22 protein-coding genes are annotated in these 17880 nt (G+C 38.8%); 6 read left to right on the top strand and 16 right to left on the bottom strand.

The window, feature by feature from the left end; translation table 11 throughout:
• Nucleotides 1-23: 23 nt before the first annotated feature.
• A complete protein-coding gene (locus ABOO_RS06915) occupies nucleotides 24-647 on the bottom strand; it encodes a metallophosphoesterase family protein (RefSeq protein WP_008084058.1) in 624 nt (207 codons plus the stop codon).
• Nucleotides 648-725: 78 nt separating this feature from the next.
• Here ABOO_RS06915 and nikR point away from each other — a divergent pair, with 78 nt between their 5' ends.
• The 5 genes from nikR to ABOO_RS06890 all read left to right on the top strand — a co-directional run bounded on the left by nikR (nucleotide 726) and on the right by ABOO_RS06890 (nucleotide 3681).
• Entirely contained in the window at nucleotides 726-1133 is a 408-nt protein-coding gene (nikR, locus tag ABOO_RS06910) for a nickel-responsive transcriptional regulator NikR (protein ID WP_008082843.1), read from the top strand.
• Nucleotides 1134-1217: 84 nt separating this feature from the next.
• Nucleotides 1218-1916, top strand: coding sequence for a cobalt transporter CbiM (gene cbiM / locus ABOO_RS06905; RefSeq protein WP_008083044.1), 699 nt, complete (start codon nucleotides 1218-1220; stop codon nucleotides 1914-1916).
• Entirely contained in the window at nucleotides 1897-2223 is a 327-nt protein-coding gene (locus ABOO_RS06900; RefSeq protein ID WP_008084057.1) for a PDGLE domain-containing protein, read from the top strand. Before cbiM ends, ABOO_RS06900 begins: the two co-directional genes overlap by 20 nt.
• A complete protein-coding gene (cbiQ, locus tag ABOO_RS06895; protein WP_008084013.1) occupies nucleotides 2198-3004 on the top strand; it encodes a cobalt ECF transporter T component CbiQ in 807 nt (268 codons plus the stop codon). The genes ABOO_RS06900 and cbiQ overlap by 26 nt, the downstream gene beginning before the upstream one ends.
• Nucleotides 2977-3681, top strand: a complete 705-nt coding sequence (locus tag ABOO_RS06890; RefSeq protein WP_012997406.1) for an energy-coupling factor ABC transporter ATP-binding protein — start codon at nucleotides 2977-2979, stop codon at nucleotides 3679-3681. The genes cbiQ and ABOO_RS06890 overlap by 28 nt, the downstream gene beginning before the upstream one ends.
• On the opposite strand, the gene ABOO_RS06885 is transcribed toward ABOO_RS06890, so the two are convergent.
• From ABOO_RS06885 to ABOO_RS06830, 11 genes are all read right to left on the bottom strand, one after another.
• A complete protein-coding gene (locus tag ABOO_RS06885; RefSeq protein ID WP_012997405.1) occupies nucleotides 3678-4793 on the bottom strand; it encodes a sodium ion-translocating decarboxylase subunit beta in 1116 nt (371 codons plus the stop codon). The two genes, ABOO_RS06890 and ABOO_RS06885, sit on opposite strands and share 4 nt — an antisense overlap.
• Entirely contained in the window at nucleotides 4790-5167 is a 378-nt protein-coding gene (locus ABOO_RS06880) for a biotin/lipoyl-containing protein (RefSeq protein ID WP_008084014.1), read from the bottom strand. The genes ABOO_RS06885 and ABOO_RS06880 overlap by 4 nt, the downstream gene beginning before the upstream one ends.
• Entirely contained in the window at nucleotides 5164-5910 is a 747-nt protein-coding gene (locus ABOO_RS06875; RefSeq protein WP_008084161.1) for an OadG family protein, read from the bottom strand. Before ABOO_RS06875 ends, ABOO_RS06880 begins: the two co-directional genes overlap by 4 nt.
• Before the next feature lie 8 nt (nucleotides 5911-5918).
• Nucleotides 5919-7445: an acyl-CoA carboxylase subunit beta gene (locus tag ABOO_RS06870; RefSeq protein WP_008084105.1), complete on the bottom strand. Its 1527-nt coding sequence runs from the start codon at nucleotides 7443-7445 to the stop codon at nucleotides 5919-5921.
• Nucleotides 7446-7526: 81 nt separating this feature from the next.
• Nucleotides 7527-9206 (bottom strand): acyl-CoA mutase large subunit family protein, encoded by a 1680-nt coding sequence (locus ABOO_RS06865; protein WP_012997404.1) that lies wholly within the window; start codon nucleotides 9204-9206, stop codon nucleotides 7527-7529.
• A gap of 2 nt (nucleotides 9207-9208) precedes the next feature.
• The gene (mce, locus tag ABOO_RS06860) at nucleotides 9209-9598 is read right to left on the bottom strand and encodes a methylmalonyl-CoA epimerase (protein WP_012997403.1); all 390 of its coding nucleotides are present in this window, start codon (nucleotides 9596-9598) and stop codon (nucleotides 9209-9211) included.
• Entirely contained in the window at nucleotides 9582-10532 is a 951-nt protein-coding gene (meaB, locus tag ABOO_RS06855) for a methylmalonyl Co-A mutase-associated GTPase MeaB (protein ID WP_012997402.1), read from the bottom strand. The genes mce and meaB overlap by 17 nt, the downstream gene beginning before the upstream one ends.
• The gene (locus tag ABOO_RS06850) at nucleotides 10520-10906 is read right to left on the bottom strand and encodes a cobalamin B12-binding domain-containing protein (RefSeq protein WP_008082760.1); all 387 of its coding nucleotides are present in this window, start codon (nucleotides 10904-10906) and stop codon (nucleotides 10520-10522) included. The genes meaB and ABOO_RS06850 overlap by 13 nt, the downstream gene beginning before the upstream one ends.
• Nucleotides 10907-11091: 185 nt before the next feature.
• The gene (locus ABOO_RS06845) at nucleotides 11092-11913 is read right to left on the bottom strand and encodes an MBL fold metallo-hydrolase (protein WP_008083942.1); all 822 of its coding nucleotides are present in this window, start codon (nucleotides 11911-11913) and stop codon (nucleotides 11092-11094) included.
• On the bottom strand, nucleotides 11910-12794 hold the full coding sequence (locus ABOO_RS06840; RefSeq protein WP_008083767.1) for a coiled-coil protein: 885 nt from the start codon (nucleotides 12792-12794) through the stop codon (nucleotides 11910-11912). The genes ABOO_RS06845 and ABOO_RS06840 overlap by 4 nt, the downstream gene beginning before the upstream one ends.
• Before the next feature lie 509 nt (nucleotides 12795-13303).
• Nucleotides 13304-13879 (bottom strand): aldolase, encoded by a 576-nt coding sequence (locus ABOO_RS06830; protein WP_008083823.1) that lies wholly within the window; start codon nucleotides 13877-13879, stop codon nucleotides 13304-13306.
• 197 nt (nucleotides 13880-14076) lie between these two features.
• Here ABOO_RS06830 and ABOO_RS06825 point away from each other — a divergent pair, with 197 nt between their 5' ends.
• The gene (locus tag ABOO_RS06825) at nucleotides 14077-15180 is read left to right on the top strand and encodes an SLC13 family permease (protein ID WP_008083940.1); all 1104 of its coding nucleotides are present in this window, start codon (nucleotides 14077-14079) and stop codon (nucleotides 15178-15180) included.
• 135 nt (nucleotides 15181-15315) lie between these two features.
• Here the strand turns inward: ABOO_RS06825 and ABOO_RS06820 are convergent, their stop codons facing one another.
• From ABOO_RS06820 to ABOO_RS06805, 4 genes are all read right to left on the bottom strand, one after another.
• Nucleotides 15316-15621, bottom strand: a complete 306-nt coding sequence (locus ABOO_RS06820) for a transcriptional regulator (RefSeq protein WP_008083801.1) — start codon at nucleotides 15619-15621, stop codon at nucleotides 15316-15318.
• A gap of 4 nt (nucleotides 15622-15625) precedes the next feature.
• Nucleotides 15626-16237, bottom strand: a complete 612-nt coding sequence (locus tag ABOO_RS06815; protein ID WP_008083855.1) for a hypothetical protein — start codon at nucleotides 16235-16237, stop codon at nucleotides 15626-15628.
• 69 nt (nucleotides 16238-16306) lie between these two features.
• Nucleotides 16307-17413 (bottom strand): molecular chaperone DnaJ, encoded by a 1107-nt coding sequence (gene dnaJ, locus ABOO_RS06810; protein WP_008083828.1) that lies wholly within the window; start codon nucleotides 17411-17413, stop codon nucleotides 16307-16309.
• Nucleotides 17414-17419: 6 nt separating this feature from the next.
• A complete protein-coding gene (locus ABOO_RS06805; protein ID WP_148221968.1) occupies nucleotides 17420-17842 on the bottom strand; it encodes a chromate resistance protein ChrB domain-containing protein in 423 nt (140 codons plus the stop codon).
• Nucleotides 17843-17880 lie beyond the last annotated feature (38 nt).

The raw sequence follows: 17880 nt of genomic DNA, 5'->3' as shown, positions 1-17880 counted from the left end.
TTCATTAAATAAGAAATTTTTGCTTATTTTTCTAACAGCCTTACACTAAAATTCTCAGTATCTACGATGGCCGCGTATCCAGATTTTGCAGGACCGGGGTTAACAAATAAAGTATCTTCTGTTTTAAAATATCCTCTTGCCTCGTGGACATGCCCTGAAATTACAATTTTCGGTTTTGCCTCAAACACGGCTTTTCTTATTCCTTCGCTCCCTATATGGTGAGAGCCAACATCATCTAAGATTCCGTAAGGGGGTTGGTGGAGGAGAAATACACATTCTTTGCATCTTGATAGAAACTTATAAGCATAATCTTCCTGGAATGTTATGCCCATGGTAAATCCTATGCCGTTTGTACCTCCTAACCCTATGAAATGCAATCCTCCAAATTCAAATTCTTTCTTATGTAGATTAACAGCTTTACTCTTCTCTATGGCGTCTAAAACATCTGGAGGATCACAATTGCCAGGGATTGCAAAGGTGGGCTTATTTATTTCGTTTAGAAAATCTAATGCAAATTCCGCAGGACCAAAATTGGTTATGTCTCCAGCAATAAGCACAGCATCAAAATTATAAAGTCCGTCAAACTCCTCTATAAGATACAAAACATTCCAAGCGCCGTGAATATCCGCTATGGCTAGAAGTTTCATAAAGATAAATTGCATTTAATTGTTAATATTTTACGGATTTATCTGAAAATTAAAAATATTTGAATGAGATATAGTTCTATGATTCAAAGGTTTGGAGTGTCTATAGATGATTCACTTTTAAAAAAGTTCGATGATTATATTATGAGAAGAGGATATATTAGCAGGTCAGAAGCTATAAGAGATCTCATAAGAGATGCGCTTATTGAAAACACGATTACGAGTGATGAAAATGTGGATGTGTTTGGAACGATAACTATGATATATGACCATGAGGTAAAAGGTATAACAGAGAAGATTACCCATATTCAGCATAGTTATGTAAACGAAATAAGAGCAGCAGTACATGTGCATGTTGATGAACGAAATTGTTTAGAAGTAGTAATACTCCATGGAAAATCAAAAGTAGTTAGGGAAATTGCCGACAAACTGGGAAGTTTGAAGGGCGTTAAGAATCTTAAGTTTCAACTTACTATAGTTGAACCATAGATGTTTTAAAATTTTTGACATTTGGTAGTAAAAATTAAATATTTGTATGCCATTCGTGTTACATAGAAGATAAAAGGTGATACTATGCATATACCAGATGGATATTTAGGACCTGCTACATGTCTATTCTTTTATATAGTGATGATACCAATTTGGTACACGGCATTTAAAATAGCTCGTAAAAAAATGAATGAAAAAAGCGTGCCAATGCTTGCTATGCTCTCAGCATTTGCTTTCATAGTTATGATGTTTAACTGGCCCGTGCCAGATGGAACAACTGCTCATATGGTAGGAGCGGTGCTTATAGCAATATTATTAGGGCCATGGGCATCAGTGATAGCAATAAGTGTAGCATTACTTATTCAGGCGTTTTTCTTTGGTGATGGTGGATTAACAAGTTATGCTGCCAACTGTTTTAATATGGGTGTGGTGATGCCCTTTGTGGGATATTATGTATATCGGCTATTGATGAAAGTGATTAAGGATAAAAATCCTTGGTCAGTAGGGATTGCCGGAGCTGTTGGAGGATATATAGGTATAAATGCGGCTGCTTTTATGGCAGGGTTAGAACTCGGTATTCAACCGTTTATAGCTCCTGGGTACTGTCCTTTTCCATACACTTTATCAATACCTGCGATGCTCTTTGCACATCTGACAACTGCTGGACCTGTTGAAGCGGTAGTTACTGGATCCGTGTTGTATTATCTTAAATCTAAGAAGTCAAATCTTTTGGAACTTCCAAAGCTTTTATTAAGGGGGTGTGATGTTGGAAGCATGGATTAAAAAAGTTTTGGTAATCTTGTTAATATTCTGCTTGCTCTCCCCCTTAGGGATACTCCTTACTTGGAATAAAAGTGCTTGGGGTGAATGGGATCAGGTAAAAATTGGAAATGAAACATGGGTCCCTCAACATTACAGTGGTGGTGCACCTTTAGATGATTATGATGTTCCTGGATGGGACTCTAAACTCATGGCTTCTTTTGGCTACATAATTTCAGCGTTCGTTGGAGTATTCATGGTAATAATAGTTACCTTGGGGATAATAAAGCTGGGGGAACTATCGAATGAATTTCGTAAACGCCACTCTTAAAAGCATAAAATCCTTGGAAGAGATTAACATTAGAGATTCTAAATTGCATAATATCTCTGCAGAATCAAAGATAGTCTCTGTGATTATACTTCTTATTTTAATGATTATTTTGAAATCAGTGGTATCTCTTTCCCTGCTTCTTCTTCTTCTTATTTTTGAAGCGCTCATATTCGAAAGAAGTGTTTTTAAAACATGGATTTTTGTACCTCTTTTCACAGGGATTATTGCCATTCCAGCAATTTTCATTACTCCGGGTACTCCTATTGCACATTTTGGTTTTATAGTAATAACCTATGAAGGTGTATTAGCTGCTATACATTTGACATTGAGAACTTTAATTGCCGTTACTTGCGTTGCACTTTTAACTAAGACCACACCTTGGGAGGATATACTAGAGTCTTTAAGGTTGCTAAAAATTCCTGAACTATTTATATTGATTTTGTTCCTAACATTTAGATATATATTTTTCTTGGCTAGGATAACAGAAGCAACGCTTCTCTCACTAAAGAGTCGGATGATAGGAAAGGAGAAGATTCTTCAATCTTGGAAAATGTACGCTCCTCTTGTGGGAAATCTATTTATAAAATCCTATGAAATGCAGGAGAAGATTTACATTGCAATGAATGCGCGTGGGTTTAATCTGAAAAAAGATGAAGTATTGAGATCGGTAGGGGTAAGAGGTATTAACTGGGGATATGTGGCAGTATTTATATTCCTTGCTTTTATGCTCCTCTGGATAGATGGTGATTTAATATGGATATTGCCCAGTTGGAGCATGTAAGTTATTCCTATCGGAATGATCCGGCCATAGTGGATATTAATTTAAATATAAAAAGAGGGGAGGTTATATACCTTGTAGGTGAAAATGGTGCAGGAAAGAGTACTCTTCTATTGATATTGGCTGCTCTATTTGTGCCTACTAGAGGTATTGCCAAGATATTTGGAAAAGTTATAACTGAGAAAGTTACTAAAGATGTATGTCTGCGTAGAAAGATAGGAATAGTATTTCAGGATCCAGATATACAGTTATTCTCACCCACAGTGTATGACGATGTCTCCTTTGCACCTAGGCATCTTACAGGAGAGGATTATAAAAAATATACTGAAAAAGCTATGAGAATTATGAAAATATCTCATTTAAAGCAGAGACACCCATATGAACTGAGCGAAGGAGAGAAAAAAAGGGTGGCTATAGCAACTGTTTTATCATATGATCCGGAATTTATGTTATTTGATGAACCAACTGCCAATATGGATGGTAAGGGTAGGAGAGAGTTTAAATTATTGCTTAAAAAATTAATTGATGAGGAAAAAACAATAGTAATAGCAACTCATTTGCTAAGGGATATAGTTTATGCTACCAGAATAATAGGAATGTATGAGGGTAAGATCGAGTATGATGGTGACCCATCTATATTAAAAAATAAAAAATACCTGGAAAAATTAAATGTTATTTAAAGTAAATAAGCAATAAAAACTCCCGCAGCTATTGCTGAACCTATAACACCTGCAACATTTGGGCCCATGGCATGCATCAGTAGGAAATTGCGGGGATTTTCTTTAACTCCCATTTTTTGAACAACTCTGGCACTCATTGGTACTGCACTTACACCCGCTGCGCCAATCATTGGGTTTATTTTTCCATGAGATAATACATAGAAAAGTTTTCCAAGTAATACGCCTCCTGCAGTGGCTGTGGCAAAAGCAAACACTCCTAGCAAGAGGATTTCTACAGTTTGGAGGTTTAAAAATCTCTCCGCAGTCATCATATATCCAACACCCAAACCTAAAAATATAGTGGCTATGTTTATTAACTCATTCTGCACAGTTTTAGATAATCTCTCTGTAACTCCGCACTCTCTCAAAAGATTCCCAAACATTAACATTCCTACTAGGGGAAGGGCAGTAGGTACGAGAAGTCCTACAACAATGGTGGTCACTATGGGAAACAGAATCTTCTCTTTTTTGGAAACTTTGCGTAAAGGTTCCATAATTACATTTCTTTCTTTTTTAGTTGTAAGTGCTTTAATTACGGGAGGTTGGATTATTGGCACAAGAGACATATAGGAATAGGCAGCCACTGCTACTGCACCCAGTATGCTAGGGGCGAGCTTTGTGGCTGTATAAATTGTTGTAGGCCCATCAGCCCCTCCTATGATTCCAATAGCTGCAGCCTGATTTATGTTGAATCCCATTATAAGGGCCGCAAGCATGGCAAAGTATATGCCAATCTGAGCTGCAGCTCCAAGCAGGAAAGTTTTGGGATCTGCAAGCAGAGGCTCAAAATCTGTCATTGCACCAATTCCGAGAAATATAAGAAGGGGAATTGCCTCAGTGCTTATTAAATATTTATAAACTAAATAAAGAAATCCATGAGGGGCTTCTGTAATCCCACTCAATGGAAGATTAACGATTATGGCGCTAAATCCGATGGGTATAAGTAGCAAAGGTTCCATTTTGTATTTTATTCCAAGCACTATGAATATTCCGCCAATTATAATCATCACTACTTCTTTCCAACTTAGGGCAAGGAATCCAACCAATTCTCCAAGTATGCCTAACACCCTCATTCACCTATCACAATTAGTACTGAACCTCTATCTACTTTATCTCCTACATTTACCCTTACTTCTTTCACTATACCATCCTTTGGTGCAACAATTTCGTTTTCCATCTTCATAGCTTCTAATATTATAAGAACATCTCCTATCTTCACTTTATCTCCTTTGCTAACTCTGATATCTAAAATCTTGCCGGGCATAGGAGATGTGACAGCACCCTCTTCCGCAGAAGTCTCTGCAGGTTTTGGTGTACTGGGCTTTGAAGATTCAGGCTTTATTTCGTACCTTGGCTGTATGGGTGCTTGCGAGTTGGGCTCTCCGAGTTCTTCAATTTCCACTACATACTCTTTTCCGTTAACCATTACTTTAAATTTTCTTCTCATTTCCATCGCCTCATCATTTTCAGCCTTCCATAATATTTCCAGAGCGAAGGCTTTACATTTATTATTTTAAACTTCTTTCCACCAAGGTAAAGATTTAGGGTTCCTACAATAGCAGCTATAACTTCGCTATCAACCTCTTGCTCTTTCATGGTCATCATCTTTTTTACCTCCTTCGATTTTTTCTTTTCCTCTTTATTTTTAGGTTTTAGAAGATACATAACTGAAGCAAGAATACTAAGCACTACAAATACTACAGTTATACCTACACCTGTCAAAAGCAAACCTTCATTTAAACCTCCTTTAACCTTCTCTATATAAAAGGGTTGTAATTTAACACTTAACTTTCCTCCAAGATCATAAAGAATAATGGTTAGAGTGTCGCTGGCGTTGTATGTGCATAAAGCATAGAATTGAAAGCTCTGCTTCCCATTTTTTAGTTTACTATCTAAAAGCACATCCCCACCAAGTATGATTTTTATTCCTTGATCTATGGACATTGTACTGGCTTGGAGACTTAGGTTTAAGGTTATGCGAGAGCCCTTCTCTATAGGCTCTGATAGATTTGTTTTAAGATATGCGATTCCATTTACAACAGTTACCAAAGCAGTTGAATTCTGAAACGAGAATGATGCACTATCAGCATTATAAGTAAATCTCCAATCCCCATATGATGGTAGAGAAGCCATGGCCAAAGCGCTTCCCAAAAGAATAAAAACTGTAAATAGGGGGAGGAGATACTTCATTGAACCACCTATAGTGGTATATTTCCATGCTTCTTCTCAGGCCTTTCCTCTTTCTTGTTCTCCAACATATTTAAGGCTTGGATTATCTTGGGTCTGGTTTCATGGGGATAAATGATGTCATCCACATATAAACGGGATGCGGCTACATAGGGATTCGCAAATTTGTCACGATATTCATTTATTAATTCCTGTCTTCTCTTCTCTGGGTTCTCTGCCTCCTTAATCTCTCTCCTAAACACGATATTTACTGCTCCCTCTGGTCCCATTACTGCAATTTCTGCATTGGGCCAAGCGTAAACAACATCTGCGCGCAGATGTTTGGAGCCCATGGCTATGTATGCTCCACCATAGGCTTTCCGGAGAATCACTGTTATTTTCGGTACCGTTGCCTCGCTATACGCATATAGTAATTTTGCACCATGCCTTATTATTCCTCCATGCTCTTGAGCCACCCCTGGCATGTAGCCGGGAACATCCACGAGAGTAACAATAGGTATATTGAAAGCATCGCAGAATCTAACAAATCTCGCAGCTTTATCACTAGCATTTATATCAAGCACGCCCGCATAGAACTTTGGCTGATTTGCGACGATGCCAACAACCTTACCTCCCATCCTTGCAAATCCCACTACTATGTTCTGTGCATAGAGTGGATGAATTTCAAAAAATGTTCCTCTATCCACAATGATATTGATTATATCTTTCACATCGTAGGATTTTTTAGGATCCTTGGGTATGATTTTGTCTAATTTGTAATCCATTCTGTCTGGAGGATCTCCTGTGTCTATAAATGGAGGGTCTTCCATATTATTTGAGGGTAAGTAACTTAGTAAGGCTCTGACAAGATGCAAAGCTTCCTCTTCGTTTTTTGCGAATATGTGAGCATTTCCGCTTTTTTCATTGTGCACTCTCGCTCCACCCAAACTCTCAAAATCCACATCCTCACCTGTAACGGCTTTGATAACCTGAGGTCCAGTTATGAACATATAAGATGTTTTGTCAACCATAACCACAAAGTCCATAATGGCTGGAGAGTACACCGCACCCCCTGCACTGGGGCCCATTATCACTGCAATTTGCGGCACAACACCACTTGCAATAGTGTTGCGGAAAAAGATCTCTCCATAGCCCTTTAGAGAATCTACACCTTCCTGAATTCTAGCTCCGCCAGAATCATTAAGCCCTATAACAGGAGCACCGTTTTTCAATGCAAGATCTAAAACTCTTGTTATTTTCTCTGCATGCATCTCACCAAGAGAACCGCCAAGAACTGTAAAATCTTGGGCATAAACGAAAACCAGTCGACCATCTATCGTACCATATCCTGTTACAACACCATCTCCAGGAAATCTCTTTTTGTCCATACCGAACTCTGTAGCACGAGACTCTGCAAACATACCCAGTTCTACAAATGTTCCTTCGTCTAAAAGTTTCTCGATTCTCTCTCTAGCTGTGAGTTTCCCCTTCTCATGCTGCTTTTTTATTCTTTCTTCTCCACCGCCTTCCATCGCTTTTTTTCTTTTTTCTTCAAGCATAATTATCCCCCACTTTCGACAATTGACATAACGAATTTCGACAATGATAAAGCTCATGGCATATATTATACTTGTGGCGCATCATATCACCGTTGGAGCACGATACTCTCCAAATATCTCCTTCAAAGCTGCTATTATTTCTCCCAAAGTAGCCTTATTTTTTACACAGTTGTAGATATATGGTACCATATTGTTCTCATTACTCTCATCTCTTTCTGCTACCTTCTGTAATTGCTCTATTGCTTTTTTAACTTTCTCCTTGTTTCTACTCTTTTTGAATCTCTGAAGCCTCTCAATCTGCTTCCTGGCCGCTTCTTCGCTCACCTTCATTATCTCTATATTTATCTCTTCATTCTCATCCACAAATTTATTTACGCCTACAACAACCCTCTCTCCATTCTCAATTTCCATCTGTATCTTATAAGCTGAATCTGCAATCTCCTTCTGCACATATCCTACCTCTATAGCCTTGGTCATACCCCCTATTTCCTCAATTTTATCCAGATATTTCCATACCTCTTCTTCAATAGTATCTGTTAACCATTCCACATAATAGCTTCCACCCATTGGATCAATGGTATCTGCAACTCCACTCTCATAGGCGATTATCTGCTGCGTCCTCAGTGCAATCTCCACAGATTTCCTGGTTGGAAGGGCCAGGGCCTCATCATAGGAATTAGTATGCAGACTTTGCGTTCCCCCTATTACAGCAGCAAGAGCCTGTATTGCCACACGTATTATATTGTTGAGAGGTTGTTGTGCTGTGAGCGTTGAGCCACCAGTTTGCGTGTGAAATCTAAGCATACAAGATTTTGGATTTTTCGCTCCAAATCTATCGCGCATAACTTTGGCCCATAGTCTCCTTGCCGCTCTGAACTTCGCTATCTCTTCAAAGAAATTGTTGTGGGCGGCAAAGAAGAAGGATAAGCGTGGTGCAAACTTATCCACATCCACGCCTCTGCGCATAACCCATTTCACATACTCCATACCATCGGCGATGGTAAATGCCACCTCCTGAACTGCAGTGCTTCCAGCCTCACGAATGTGATAACCAGATATACTTATTGGATTCCATTTGGGAATTCTCTCAGAGCAGTATATTATGGTATCCGCTACTAACCGCATGGAGGGTTGTGGTGGAAATATGTAAGTGCCCCTGGCAATGTACTCCTTTAAGATATCATTCTGAATAGTTCCCCTAAGCATCTCGTTTGGCACATTTTGCTCCTCTCCAACAATCTGGTACATACTCAGAAGAATTGCGGCTGTGGAGTTTATGGTCATGGATGTGCTTATTTTGTCCAGAGGAATCCCATCAAATAAGATGCGCATATCCTCAATGGTATCGATGGCCACGCCCACTTTTCCAATCTCCCCCATAGCCATAGGATCATCCGAATCGTAGCCCACTTGCGTTGGTAAGTCAAAGGCCACACTCAGCCCAGTTTGACCCCTTTCTAAAAGGAACTTGTATCTCTTATTGGTCTCCTCCGCAGTACCGAACCCCGCATACTGGCGCATTGTCCATAAGCGACCGCGATACATGGTTGGATAAACCCCTCGAGTAAAGGGATGCTCGCCTGGAAATCCTAGCTTTTCTAAATAATCCCAATCTTTAAGATGCTCGGGAGTGTAAAGTCTATCAATCTCCCTACCAAAATCAAGCATGAATTTCTTCCTCTCAGGCGTCTTATCTAAAAATTTGTGAAGCATGCTCTTCTCCCACCTCTCTTTCTCCTTTATTATCTTTTCAACATTCATATTCAACCCTCCACAAGCTCTAAGAGAATTTTTGAAGACTTTGGATGCACAAAGGCAATCTTCTTGCCTCCAGCTCCGATCCTGGGTTTTTCATCTATGAGCCTGTAACCCTTGCTCTTCAAATCTTTGAGGGCTTTTTCAATATCATCCACTTGCACTGCAAGATGATGTAGCCCTTCCCCTCTCTTCTCCAAGAATTTTGAGATTGGAGAATCCTCACCCAAAGGCTCTAGAATTTCAATTCTGGAATCGCCGAGATGAATCATGCCTATCTTCACCTTCTGATCCCCAACAGTCTCATACTCTATGTGAAAACCCATATCTTCCCATATCCTCGTACCTTCTGCAAGCTCTTTAACAGCTATGGCCACATGATCAATCTTTTTTATCACGACAAATCACCTCCTTTTTGAATACATCATAGAGCTCTTCAACGGCGGTGTAATAATCCTTTTCACATTTTGCAACCTTCTTGACCAAATGTTCAAAATCAGATTTATTTTCTAAAAAATGTGCTGCGAAATCGTCAATATAATCCAAAAACATCGTTTTAAGCAAGCCCCTAATCTTCTCAAGGTACATGGGATTCTCACGCTTTAAATGCTCCTCAATTTTTTCTATGAGTGGGATAACTGTGGCTCTGTTGTACCCCACTGTTCTTATTATTGGAGGTTCCCATCCATCCCTGGGCTCTATGTTATCTTTCAAATATGCCTCTGTGAGATCCGCTCCTCCTATATCGCTCTTGTTTATCACATATATATCAGCACTCTCAATTATGCCAGCCTTCATCATCTGTATGTCATCGCCCATATTGGGCATTAGTACCAGAACTGTTGTGTGGCATATGTAGGAGACCTCAACGGCAATCTGTCCTGTACCAACTGTCTCCACAACGATATAATCCATTCCAGAAAGACCCATAACCTTCAAAATATCCTTTACAGAACGGGATATGCCCTCTGGATTGTCTGCACAACTTATGCTTCTTATAAACACATTTGGATTTGTCGCATGTCTCTGCATTCTAATTCTATCACCCAAAAGAGAGCCGCCCGTATAGGGCGACCGAGGGTCAACTAGTATAACTCCAACCTTCTTTCCCCCCTCTGTTAAAATGGATATTACATGATCTATTAGAGTACTCTTCCCCACTCCTGGAGGGCCTGTGAAACAGATTATCCTCCCCTTCACAGGACAGCCATATATCCTCTTTATCACCTCCTTCCTTATCTCCGGATCATTCTCCATCTTTGTTATGAGTTTTGAAAGAGTTACCTTGTTTCCCTCTCTTATTTTCTCTATCATATCCTCTATTTTACCCATATCCTCACCTTCTCTACAATAAGTTTCAGGGGCGCACCGGGCCCAAACACCTCTTTAATCCCCATCCTCTTCAGGGCTTCAACATCTCCTGGAGGTATAGTGCCTCCACAAAATACAGGTATGTTTACGCCCTTCTCTTTCATAATCTCCATAACCCTTTTAAATAGTGGAATATGCGCACCTGAAAGACAACTTAGCCCTATTAGATCCACATCCTCCTGTATTGCAGTTTCAACCACCTGTTCAGGACTCTGTCTTATTCCAGTGTAAATAACCTCAAAACCAGCATTCTTCAAGGCCCTAGCCACAACCTTTGCTCCGCGGTCATGCCCGTCTAGGCCAACCTTAGCAATGAGTATTCTTTTTCTCATCATGATACGATATTCTAACATTAAATTTAAGATTTTCGTTATTTATTCTACGATTTCTGTTTATAACATGTTGTTTATTGGTAGGTAGGTATTGAAATATCATTATCTCGGGTAATAAGAAACCGATACCAATGGATATTAAAAATATCTATCCAGCACGCAGATGACCTATAAAACCACAGAATATATTACAAATCTTTCCTATGTGCCTCCAACATATTTATAGGCTCTTTGTTGAATTCTGCAAATGTGAGTATATTATCAAGCTCGTACACTTCCTCCAGTCTATCTCTATATTTCAAATCTCTTAAAAGATGGTGATCTAAAATTACTTTGGGAACATTTTCTGCAATTTTAACAAGATTTTTTATACTCCTTTTTAAATCTTCCTGAGAGAATCTGTAGCCGAGAAAGTATGTGGCAGGTCCGTCAATTATTGCGATATCTGGGTTTTCCGTTATTATATACTCTGCGGCCTCTTCTACGATGGGTCCTTCAACATCTGAGGCATGTAAAACTCGTGTTTTTCCATCATCTACTGTAGTCATTATAACAAATCCTAAACGGGTTCGTTCATTACCATGGGGAAATGGCTTAGAGAATTTTATTTTAACACCTTCAATTTCGTACTTCTTTCCATCCACATAATGCAACTCGCATTTATCTGCAAATTTTTCGTGGAATGCATAGGCCCTCTTTTTCTGGCTGTAATTTATTTTATCTTTCCAATGCTTTGCATAAACTACCTTTCCTTCATAAAAATCCTCATCTGGATCATAATGGTCATAATGATAATGGGAAATAACAAAAATATCTGCCTTGTTGGCTAATTCTCTGATCTCCTTTTTATATTTTTGTAGTGCTTGAATCTCTGGCGGTTTAGGGGGTAAACCATAACGGTAAGGACCGAGAGCGGCAGAAGGGTCTATGAAAACATTGACACGGGATTCAATAAAAACAGAGAGGGAGCGAACTCCTAAGGAGTCCGATGCAATTGGGTAAATTTTCATAGCAACCCCGCTTTCTGGAGGATCAAAATATCCTCCGTGGTAAGGGGTTCGCCACGCTTGAACCTTTCGTAAATCTCTTCTGCTTTCTTCTTTATCTCGCTCTTTTCCTGCTTCTTCTTACTTGCCATTCTCTTCTGTCTTAATCCTGCAATTATCTTCTCAAAATCGCGAACATCTCTAGCAGCTGCTATGAACTGCTCATGCTCTTCATCCGCAATTTTTTTGTTCTCTAGATAAAGGCGATGAGCTTCATCTGCCTCTTTGCGAATTTCATCTACCTTCTCAAACAATTCAACCATCTTATTATGATGCTCCTGAGCCTCTGCAACAAGTTTCTCTATCTCTTGGTGATATTTCTCTGCGTTCTCTCTTGCCTCCTTGAGCTGCTTTTGCAACTCGTTTAGCTCTTTGTTTTTCTTTGTTTCTTCTTCTATTATTTTCTCGTATTCGATTATCTTTTTGTATAAAGAGTCGATTAACTCTACAAGCTCCCTCTCCTTCTCGGGAGTTAAAACCATTGTCTGCTGCTTGAACTCAAGCTCCCTTAATTTTTTCTTCAATTTACCAACATTTGGCAAATCTTTGCGAGGCATGAATTTTGAACGGGCCTCTCTGAGCTTTATAGATAATTCCTTTGCCTTTTCATTCCACTCTCGACGCTTTTCCTTTAACTCTTTAACTTTCTCGTTGAGTTCGTCTCTCTTTTTTTTGTGCTCCTTTGCCTCTGCAACCATCTCTTTGACCTGCTTATTCAATTCATCTCTCTTGTCAGCCCATTCTCTTGCCTCTTTGTTATGCTTATCTCTAAGCATCCTGTGCAATTCCATCTCTCTCTTTCTCTTCTCGTACCGTGCTTCCAATTCTTCCAAAAGCTCAGGCATAGGAAATCACTGCGAGGGGATAAGGGAAAAAGAATATAATAATTTCGTTTTATTTTTGAGTTTTGTTCTTTTCTTCTTGACATTTTTTGTATGCCCTATCTAATAAATCCGCACTATAATAGCTTAGAATCCATAGTATTATCATTGCCCAAATAACTGAAAGATAGAGGTACCCTATACTTATCATATAAGCAATAGATGCACTAAAGGAGACAAAAAGGGGTAAATATATCATAATGGACATTAATAATGTGACTTTAAGCCACACTCTACGGAAGATATTTTTAGGTAATTTGCAGTAATACGATGCCACGATATTTTTATAATTTATTTGCCACTTATAAAAACCATAATAATTAAAATCATGAGGGTCATGCCTGCAAACCCACGGGCTTGTATAAGCCCGTATTCTTGGATAGTAAAATGTCAGTAATGTAGGCATTAGAAACAATCCCACAAAAAAGAGAATTGTGAATCCCCACAAAATGGTGGAATCCATACAAACACCCCTAGGGTAATTTGTTCATATCTTTCCAGATATCGAAATAGTACATCATCTTGCAAGAATGCTCTACCATACTCGCCACAACAAAAGCCTCCTCTAAAATGCTGCCCCGAGCAAATACACCATGGGAATAAACCACGGCCGCCTTTCTCTCCTCCAGTGCCCTGGCAAGATTGTTTGCAAGTTTCTCAGTACCTATTCCTCCTTCCACGATGGGAATATCGTGTAAGAAATATGAGCCTTCGCTATCAATAGGTACAATTCTCTCCTTGCCTTGTTCTCTATGAATTAAGGATTCAATAACTGCAAATGGAGAATGATCGTGAATTATTGCAAGTGCAGATGTGTTTTTGTAAATCTCCCGATGTGCCGTTACCTCCGAAGAGGCAATTAAATCCAACGAGGTCGGCTCGTAGATTGAAACACGAACGACATCATCCTTTGTTATTTCATCCAGCATCGAGCCTGAGCGAGTTATGTACATATACTCCCCAACACGAACGCTTATGTTTCCAAAATGGGAGCTTACAAGTCCTTGCTCAACAAGCTTCTTACCGAATTTTGAAATCTCTTGCCACATAGTTGGGTATAGTGATTCAAGATTTTTATTTTTTGGGAATAATGTGATCCTAGGGAATACTATTTGCATTGCAAGAGTTTAATGTTTTACAAAAGAGTGTGATTCAAGTTTACTCATTGGTGCATTTTCGGATTATAAATGCCATATTTCTATACTATCCGCTGCATTTATGTATATCCCATTCATATCCATAATTAATGAATTTACTTAAAAAGATGAGTAGAGATTATGTGCTAATCGTATCTCTAGTTATTTTAATTATTATTTCAATTTTTGCCCCTTATTTGGTATCTCAATACCCATATTTTGTTGACTGGAAAACTCTACTTACTCTTGCTGCACTGTTTTTAATTACTACAGCTATGATGGACAGCCAGTACCTAAAAATCACTGCTCTGAAATTAATAGAAAAGATAGAAAACGAGAGAAAACTTGCTTTAGCATTGATATCTTTCTCATTTGTACTATCTATGTTCATAACTAATGATGTAACGCTTCTGCTTCTTGTTCCCCTTACTCTTTCACTTCAAAGCTATGTTAAGCAGGACATAAAGAAAATGATAATTTTTGAAGCACTCGCAGTAAATGCTGGCTCTGCTCTTACTCCTATTGGCAACCCCCAGAATCTCTATTTGTGGAACCTTTGGGGCGTGGACTTCGGTGCATTTATATTATATCTCCTACCCGTTGTTCTTGTATTGCTTGTTATTCTTCTTTTCCTTGTCTTCCTTATTTTTCCATCAAAGCATCTCCAAAAGTTTGAAATAAAAAATGTTGAAGATGGAGATAAGAAATTGGCTTGGTTATCTCTTATTCTCCTTATTTTTATGATCATTTTCATGGATTTGAACCTCGAATTTTACGCAATACCTATAATTTTCATCGTTTACATATTATATCGAAGGGATGTTTATTTACATGTTGATTGGCTTCTTCTCTTAATATTTTTCTTGTTTTTTATAGATTTTAATGCAATCGGGAATCTACCTGCGGTGAGAAATTTCTTTTTGAATCAGAACATTTCTGGATTAAAAGCGTTTGCTTATGGAGCGCTCATCTCTCAATTTATAAGCAATGTACCCGCAGCGATACTTTTGAGCAATTTTACGAATGATATACAATCTTTAGTTTATGGAGTGAGCGTGGGAGGGAATGGTATAATAATAGCATCTCTGGCCAATCTCATTGCTCTGAGATTTGTTAAGGATAAAAAATGGGCAATAGAGTTTCATAAGTATTCTATTGCATATTTCATTATAACATTTATCATAATGCTCTTTCTTTTGTATGTCCTAATTTAGATTATTTAATTAATGCCTGTTCACAAATTCAGTTTGTGAGGTAGGGATGCGGATAAGTGATGCTTTAAGAAAGGTTAAGGGAGAGAGAAGGGATATAAAAATTAAAATCTCATGTATTTTGGTAGGTGAATTTATCTATGATTTATAATAAGAGGAGACCACACTTTTCAATTTTTCTAGATAATTTCTAGTTTCAATTGCACCCTTTTCCGTTATTTTAACCATCGTTCTTGGTCTGTCTACCAGAACTTTTTTAATTTCGACATATCCTTCCTGTTTAAGTTTGCGGAGATGTGAATCTAGGTTTCCAGGGGTTATATCTAATATTCTTTGTATATCAATAAACAAAGCCCGCTCTCTTGGAAGTAAATATAGCATTATCCCAAAGCGAATGGGATTTCCAAGCACGCTGGTTTTTGCTATTTCCCTGAGATTATTCATCTCCTCACCTAATGCTTTTGAAGGCTGAATAAAGGTACCAGAAAATAGTTATTGAGAAAGCAAGTGCTACTATGAATCCCGCCCATACCATGGAGTCATTTCCCATATTAAGAGCAAATGGAATACCAGCAGCAGGTATCACGAATGCAGGAATCATCTCTATATTATTCCAGCGTCTATAACAATACTGGAACCAAAGCCACTCGCCAAACATAGAAATGGAGATAAAACTTAGAAACCCTGATGCCAGAAGGGATAGGAAGTTTACATCAACTTTAAGGTTTGGAATTAAAAACCATCCGATAAAGGACCCAATAATCCAAGAGATTGCTATAAATGCTCCTGTATGTTTTCTACTTGAAGGATGCGGTGAACCACTCAGCCTTGCATAATTTTTTAGGATTATCGAAGATATCCATAGATATATTGCTATTGCGACTATCCAGTAAATCGCTGTAAATAGAGGAGATACTTTCACATAGGGGAAGATCACATAGTAAAGGAGCATTATTATCAGCCAGAATGCAAAAGTCATTGCCACATACATTTTCCTTGCAGCAATGAGTTTTCCTTCAATTTTTTCCAGTACATTTTTCAAATCGGATACTTCATTCATTTTTATCACCATAACCCCTATGCATTCGTATTTAATAATACATTAAATTACTCTGAAATTCAGAATGAATTATCTGAACCATCCTCTCTTTGTTTCTACATTTAGCTCCTTTGCAAGCTCTCTAACTAGCTCTTTTCCTCTCTTGCTCAATTTCTTGGGCACTTCTATTTCAACATGCAGAATGAAATTGCCTCTTCTTCCACCACCAAATGGAGGTAGACCCATACCTTTAAGGGTTAGGGTAGAACCGCTTTGTGTGCCTGGAGGAATTTTTATCTTTTGTGTATCATTCAGCAGCTCAACATTGATTTCTCCTCCGAGAACGGCTATTGGATAAGCTACGCTTATATTTTTATGAATATCTAGTCCATCTATCCACACACCCTCGGGCTTGTTGATATGGACATAAATATACAAATCTCCAGGTACACCTTTGCCTTCAGGAATTTCTCCCTTTCCACGAATTCGAAGAGTATCATCTTCTTTAATGCCGGGGGGGATATGCACTGTGTAAGTTTTTTCGCCTAAAACTCTACCTGTACCTCTGCACTCTGGACAGGGTTTCTCTATGATTTTTCCTGTGCCATGGCAAACATCACATGTTGTGACGCTTACGAATTGAAGGGGCCCCATTCTCTTAACCACTCTTTTTTGCCCCGTACCGCCACATGCAGGGCATGTTTTTACGGAGGAGCCTGGAGTTGCACCTGTACCATGGCATACAGGGCAAGTTACATAAGTTTTGACCTTTACCTCTTTATCAACCCCTGTAATTACATCTTTCAAATCAATAGTAACGCGCACTGCCACATCTTTCCCCCTGTTCTCCCTTGGCTGAGAGAAACCAAAGAAATCACGAAAAAAATCACCAAACCCTCCGAAAATATCATTTAAATCCGAAAAATGGGTAAAATCGTTCCAGGTAAAACCTCCTTCGTTGAACACCCTTCCTTTTAATCCATCTTCTCCGTATTTATCGTATATCTCCCTTTTTTTATCATCCATAAGCACTTCATAGGCCTCGCTGATCTCTTTGAACTTCTCCTCCGCTTCCTCTCGATTATCGGGGTTCAAATCAGGATGATACTTCTTTGCCAATCTTCTGTAAGCTCTCTTTATCTCATCCTTTGTGGCATTGCGACTCACGCCTAATATTTCGTAATAGTCCTTGCCCATACATCTTCACTTTTCTAACTCATTTTTGAAATACGCATATAGAGCATCATACAGAGGAAATTCCTTCTCCAGAGTTTCATAATCGTCCTTTGCTGCCAGACGATATCCCTTTGCCAAAATCTTCAGTGCTATTGCTAGGGGAGAGGGATTCTCCACATGCGTATCCGCTTCGTGTACTATTTTCTGTATCTCTTTAACTGCAGGGTCCTCTATTTTGTACTTTTCAATAAAAGCATCAAAGGAGCAGTTTCCATTGTGATGTCCAAGCTCTACACCTTTCATATCAAAGGGTGTACCCTCTTTAATAGTGGCTGGATCTGTGTCTCGAGGTACAAAGATAAATTCTGCCTCGGGATCTATGAATCTCGTTATGAGCCAAGGGCAAGCCACACGGTCCACATGCACATACTCTCTAGTTACCCATTTCATTTTTCTCGCCAGTTCCATTAGGCGAGCATGCCATATAT

The sequence above is a fragment of the Aciduliprofundum boonei T469 genome (assembly GCF_000025665.1).
Taxonomy (GTDB): Archaea; Thermoplasmatota; Thermoplasmata; order Thermoplasmatales; family Aciduliprofundaceae; genus Aciduliprofundum; species Aciduliprofundum boonei.
This window is presented reverse-complemented; position numbering and strand designations above follow the sequence as displayed.

Excerpts from the sequence above, each read along its gene's own strand:
- dnaJ (WP_008083828.1), bottom strand. The coding sequence starts at position 17,413 with ATGGGCAAGGACTATTACGAAATATTAGGCGTGAGTCGCAATGCCACA.
- ABOO_RS06825 (WP_008083940.1), top strand. The coding sequence starts at position 14,077 with ATGAATTTACTTAAAAAGATGAGTAGAGATTATGTGCTAATCGTATCT.
- ABOO_RS06805 (WP_148221968.1), bottom strand. The coding sequence starts at position 17,842 with ATGAAATGGGTAACTAGAGAGTATGTGCATGTGGACCGTGTGGCTTGC.
- nikR (WP_008082843.1), top strand. The coding sequence starts at position 726 with ATGATTCAAAGGTTTGGAGTGTCTATAGATGATTCACTTTTAAAAAAG.
- ABOO_RS06830 (WP_008083823.1), bottom strand. The coding sequence starts at position 13,879 with ATGTGGCAAGAGATTTCAAAATTCGGTAAGAAGCTTGTTGAGCAAGGA.
- ABOO_RS06880 (WP_008084014.1), bottom strand. The coding sequence starts at position 5,167 with ATGAGAAGAAAATTTAAAGTAATGGTTAACGGAAAAGAGTATGTAGTG.
- cbiM (WP_008083044.1), top strand. The coding sequence starts at position 1,218 with ATGCATATACCAGATGGATATTTAGGACCTGCTACATGTCTATTCTTT.
- ABOO_RS06900 (WP_008084057.1), top strand. The coding sequence starts at position 1,897 with ATGTTGGAAGCATGGATTAAAAAAGTTTTGGTAATCTTGTTAATATTC.
- ABOO_RS06865 (WP_012997404.1), bottom strand. The coding sequence starts at position 9,206 with ATGAATGTTGAAAAGATAATAAAGGAGAAAGAGAGGTGGGAGAAGAGC.
- ABOO_RS06820 (WP_008083801.1), bottom strand. The coding sequence starts at position 15,621 with ATGAATAATCTCAGGGAAATAGCAAAAACCAGCGTGCTTGGAAATCCC.
- ABOO_RS06840 (WP_008083767.1), bottom strand. The coding sequence starts at position 12,794 with ATGCCTGAGCTTTTGGAAGAATTGGAAGCACGGTACGAGAAGAGAAAG.
- ABOO_RS06915 (WP_008084058.1), bottom strand. The coding sequence starts at position 647 with ATGAAACTTCTAGCCATAGCGGATATTCACGGCGCTTGGAATGTTTTG.
- ABOO_RS06885 (WP_012997405.1), bottom strand. The coding sequence starts at position 4,793 with ATGAGGGTGTTAGGCATACTTGGAGAATTGGTTGGATTCCTTGCCCTA.
- ABOO_RS06875 (WP_008084161.1), bottom strand. The coding sequence starts at position 5,910 with ATGAAGTATCTCCTCCCCCTATTTACAGTTTTTATTCTTTTGGGAAGC.
- meaB (WP_012997402.1), bottom strand. The coding sequence starts at position 10,532 with ATGGGTAAAATAGAGGATATGATAGAGAAAATAAGAGAGGGAAACAAG.
- ABOO_RS06890 (WP_012997406.1), top strand. The coding sequence starts at position 2,977 with ATGGATATTGCCCAGTTGGAGCATGTAAGTTATTCCTATCGGAATGAT.
- ABOO_RS06850 (WP_008082760.1), bottom strand. The coding sequence starts at position 10,906 with ATGATGAGAAAAAGAATACTCATTGCTAAGGTTGGCCTAGACGGGCAT.
- ABOO_RS06845 (WP_008083942.1), bottom strand. The coding sequence starts at position 11,913 with ATGAAAATTTACCCAATTGCATCGGACTCCTTAGGAGTTCGCTCCCTC.
- ABOO_RS06815 (WP_008083855.1), bottom strand. The coding sequence starts at position 16,237 with ATGAATGAAGTATCCGATTTGAAAAATGTACTGGAAAAAATTGAAGGA.
- ABOO_RS06870 (WP_008084105.1), bottom strand. The coding sequence starts at position 7,445 with ATGCTTGAAGAAAAAAGAAAAAAAGCGATGGAAGGCGGTGGAGAAGAA.
- cbiQ (WP_008084013.1), top strand. The coding sequence starts at position 2,198 with ATGAATTTCGTAAACGCCACTCTTAAAAGCATAAAATCCTTGGAAGAG.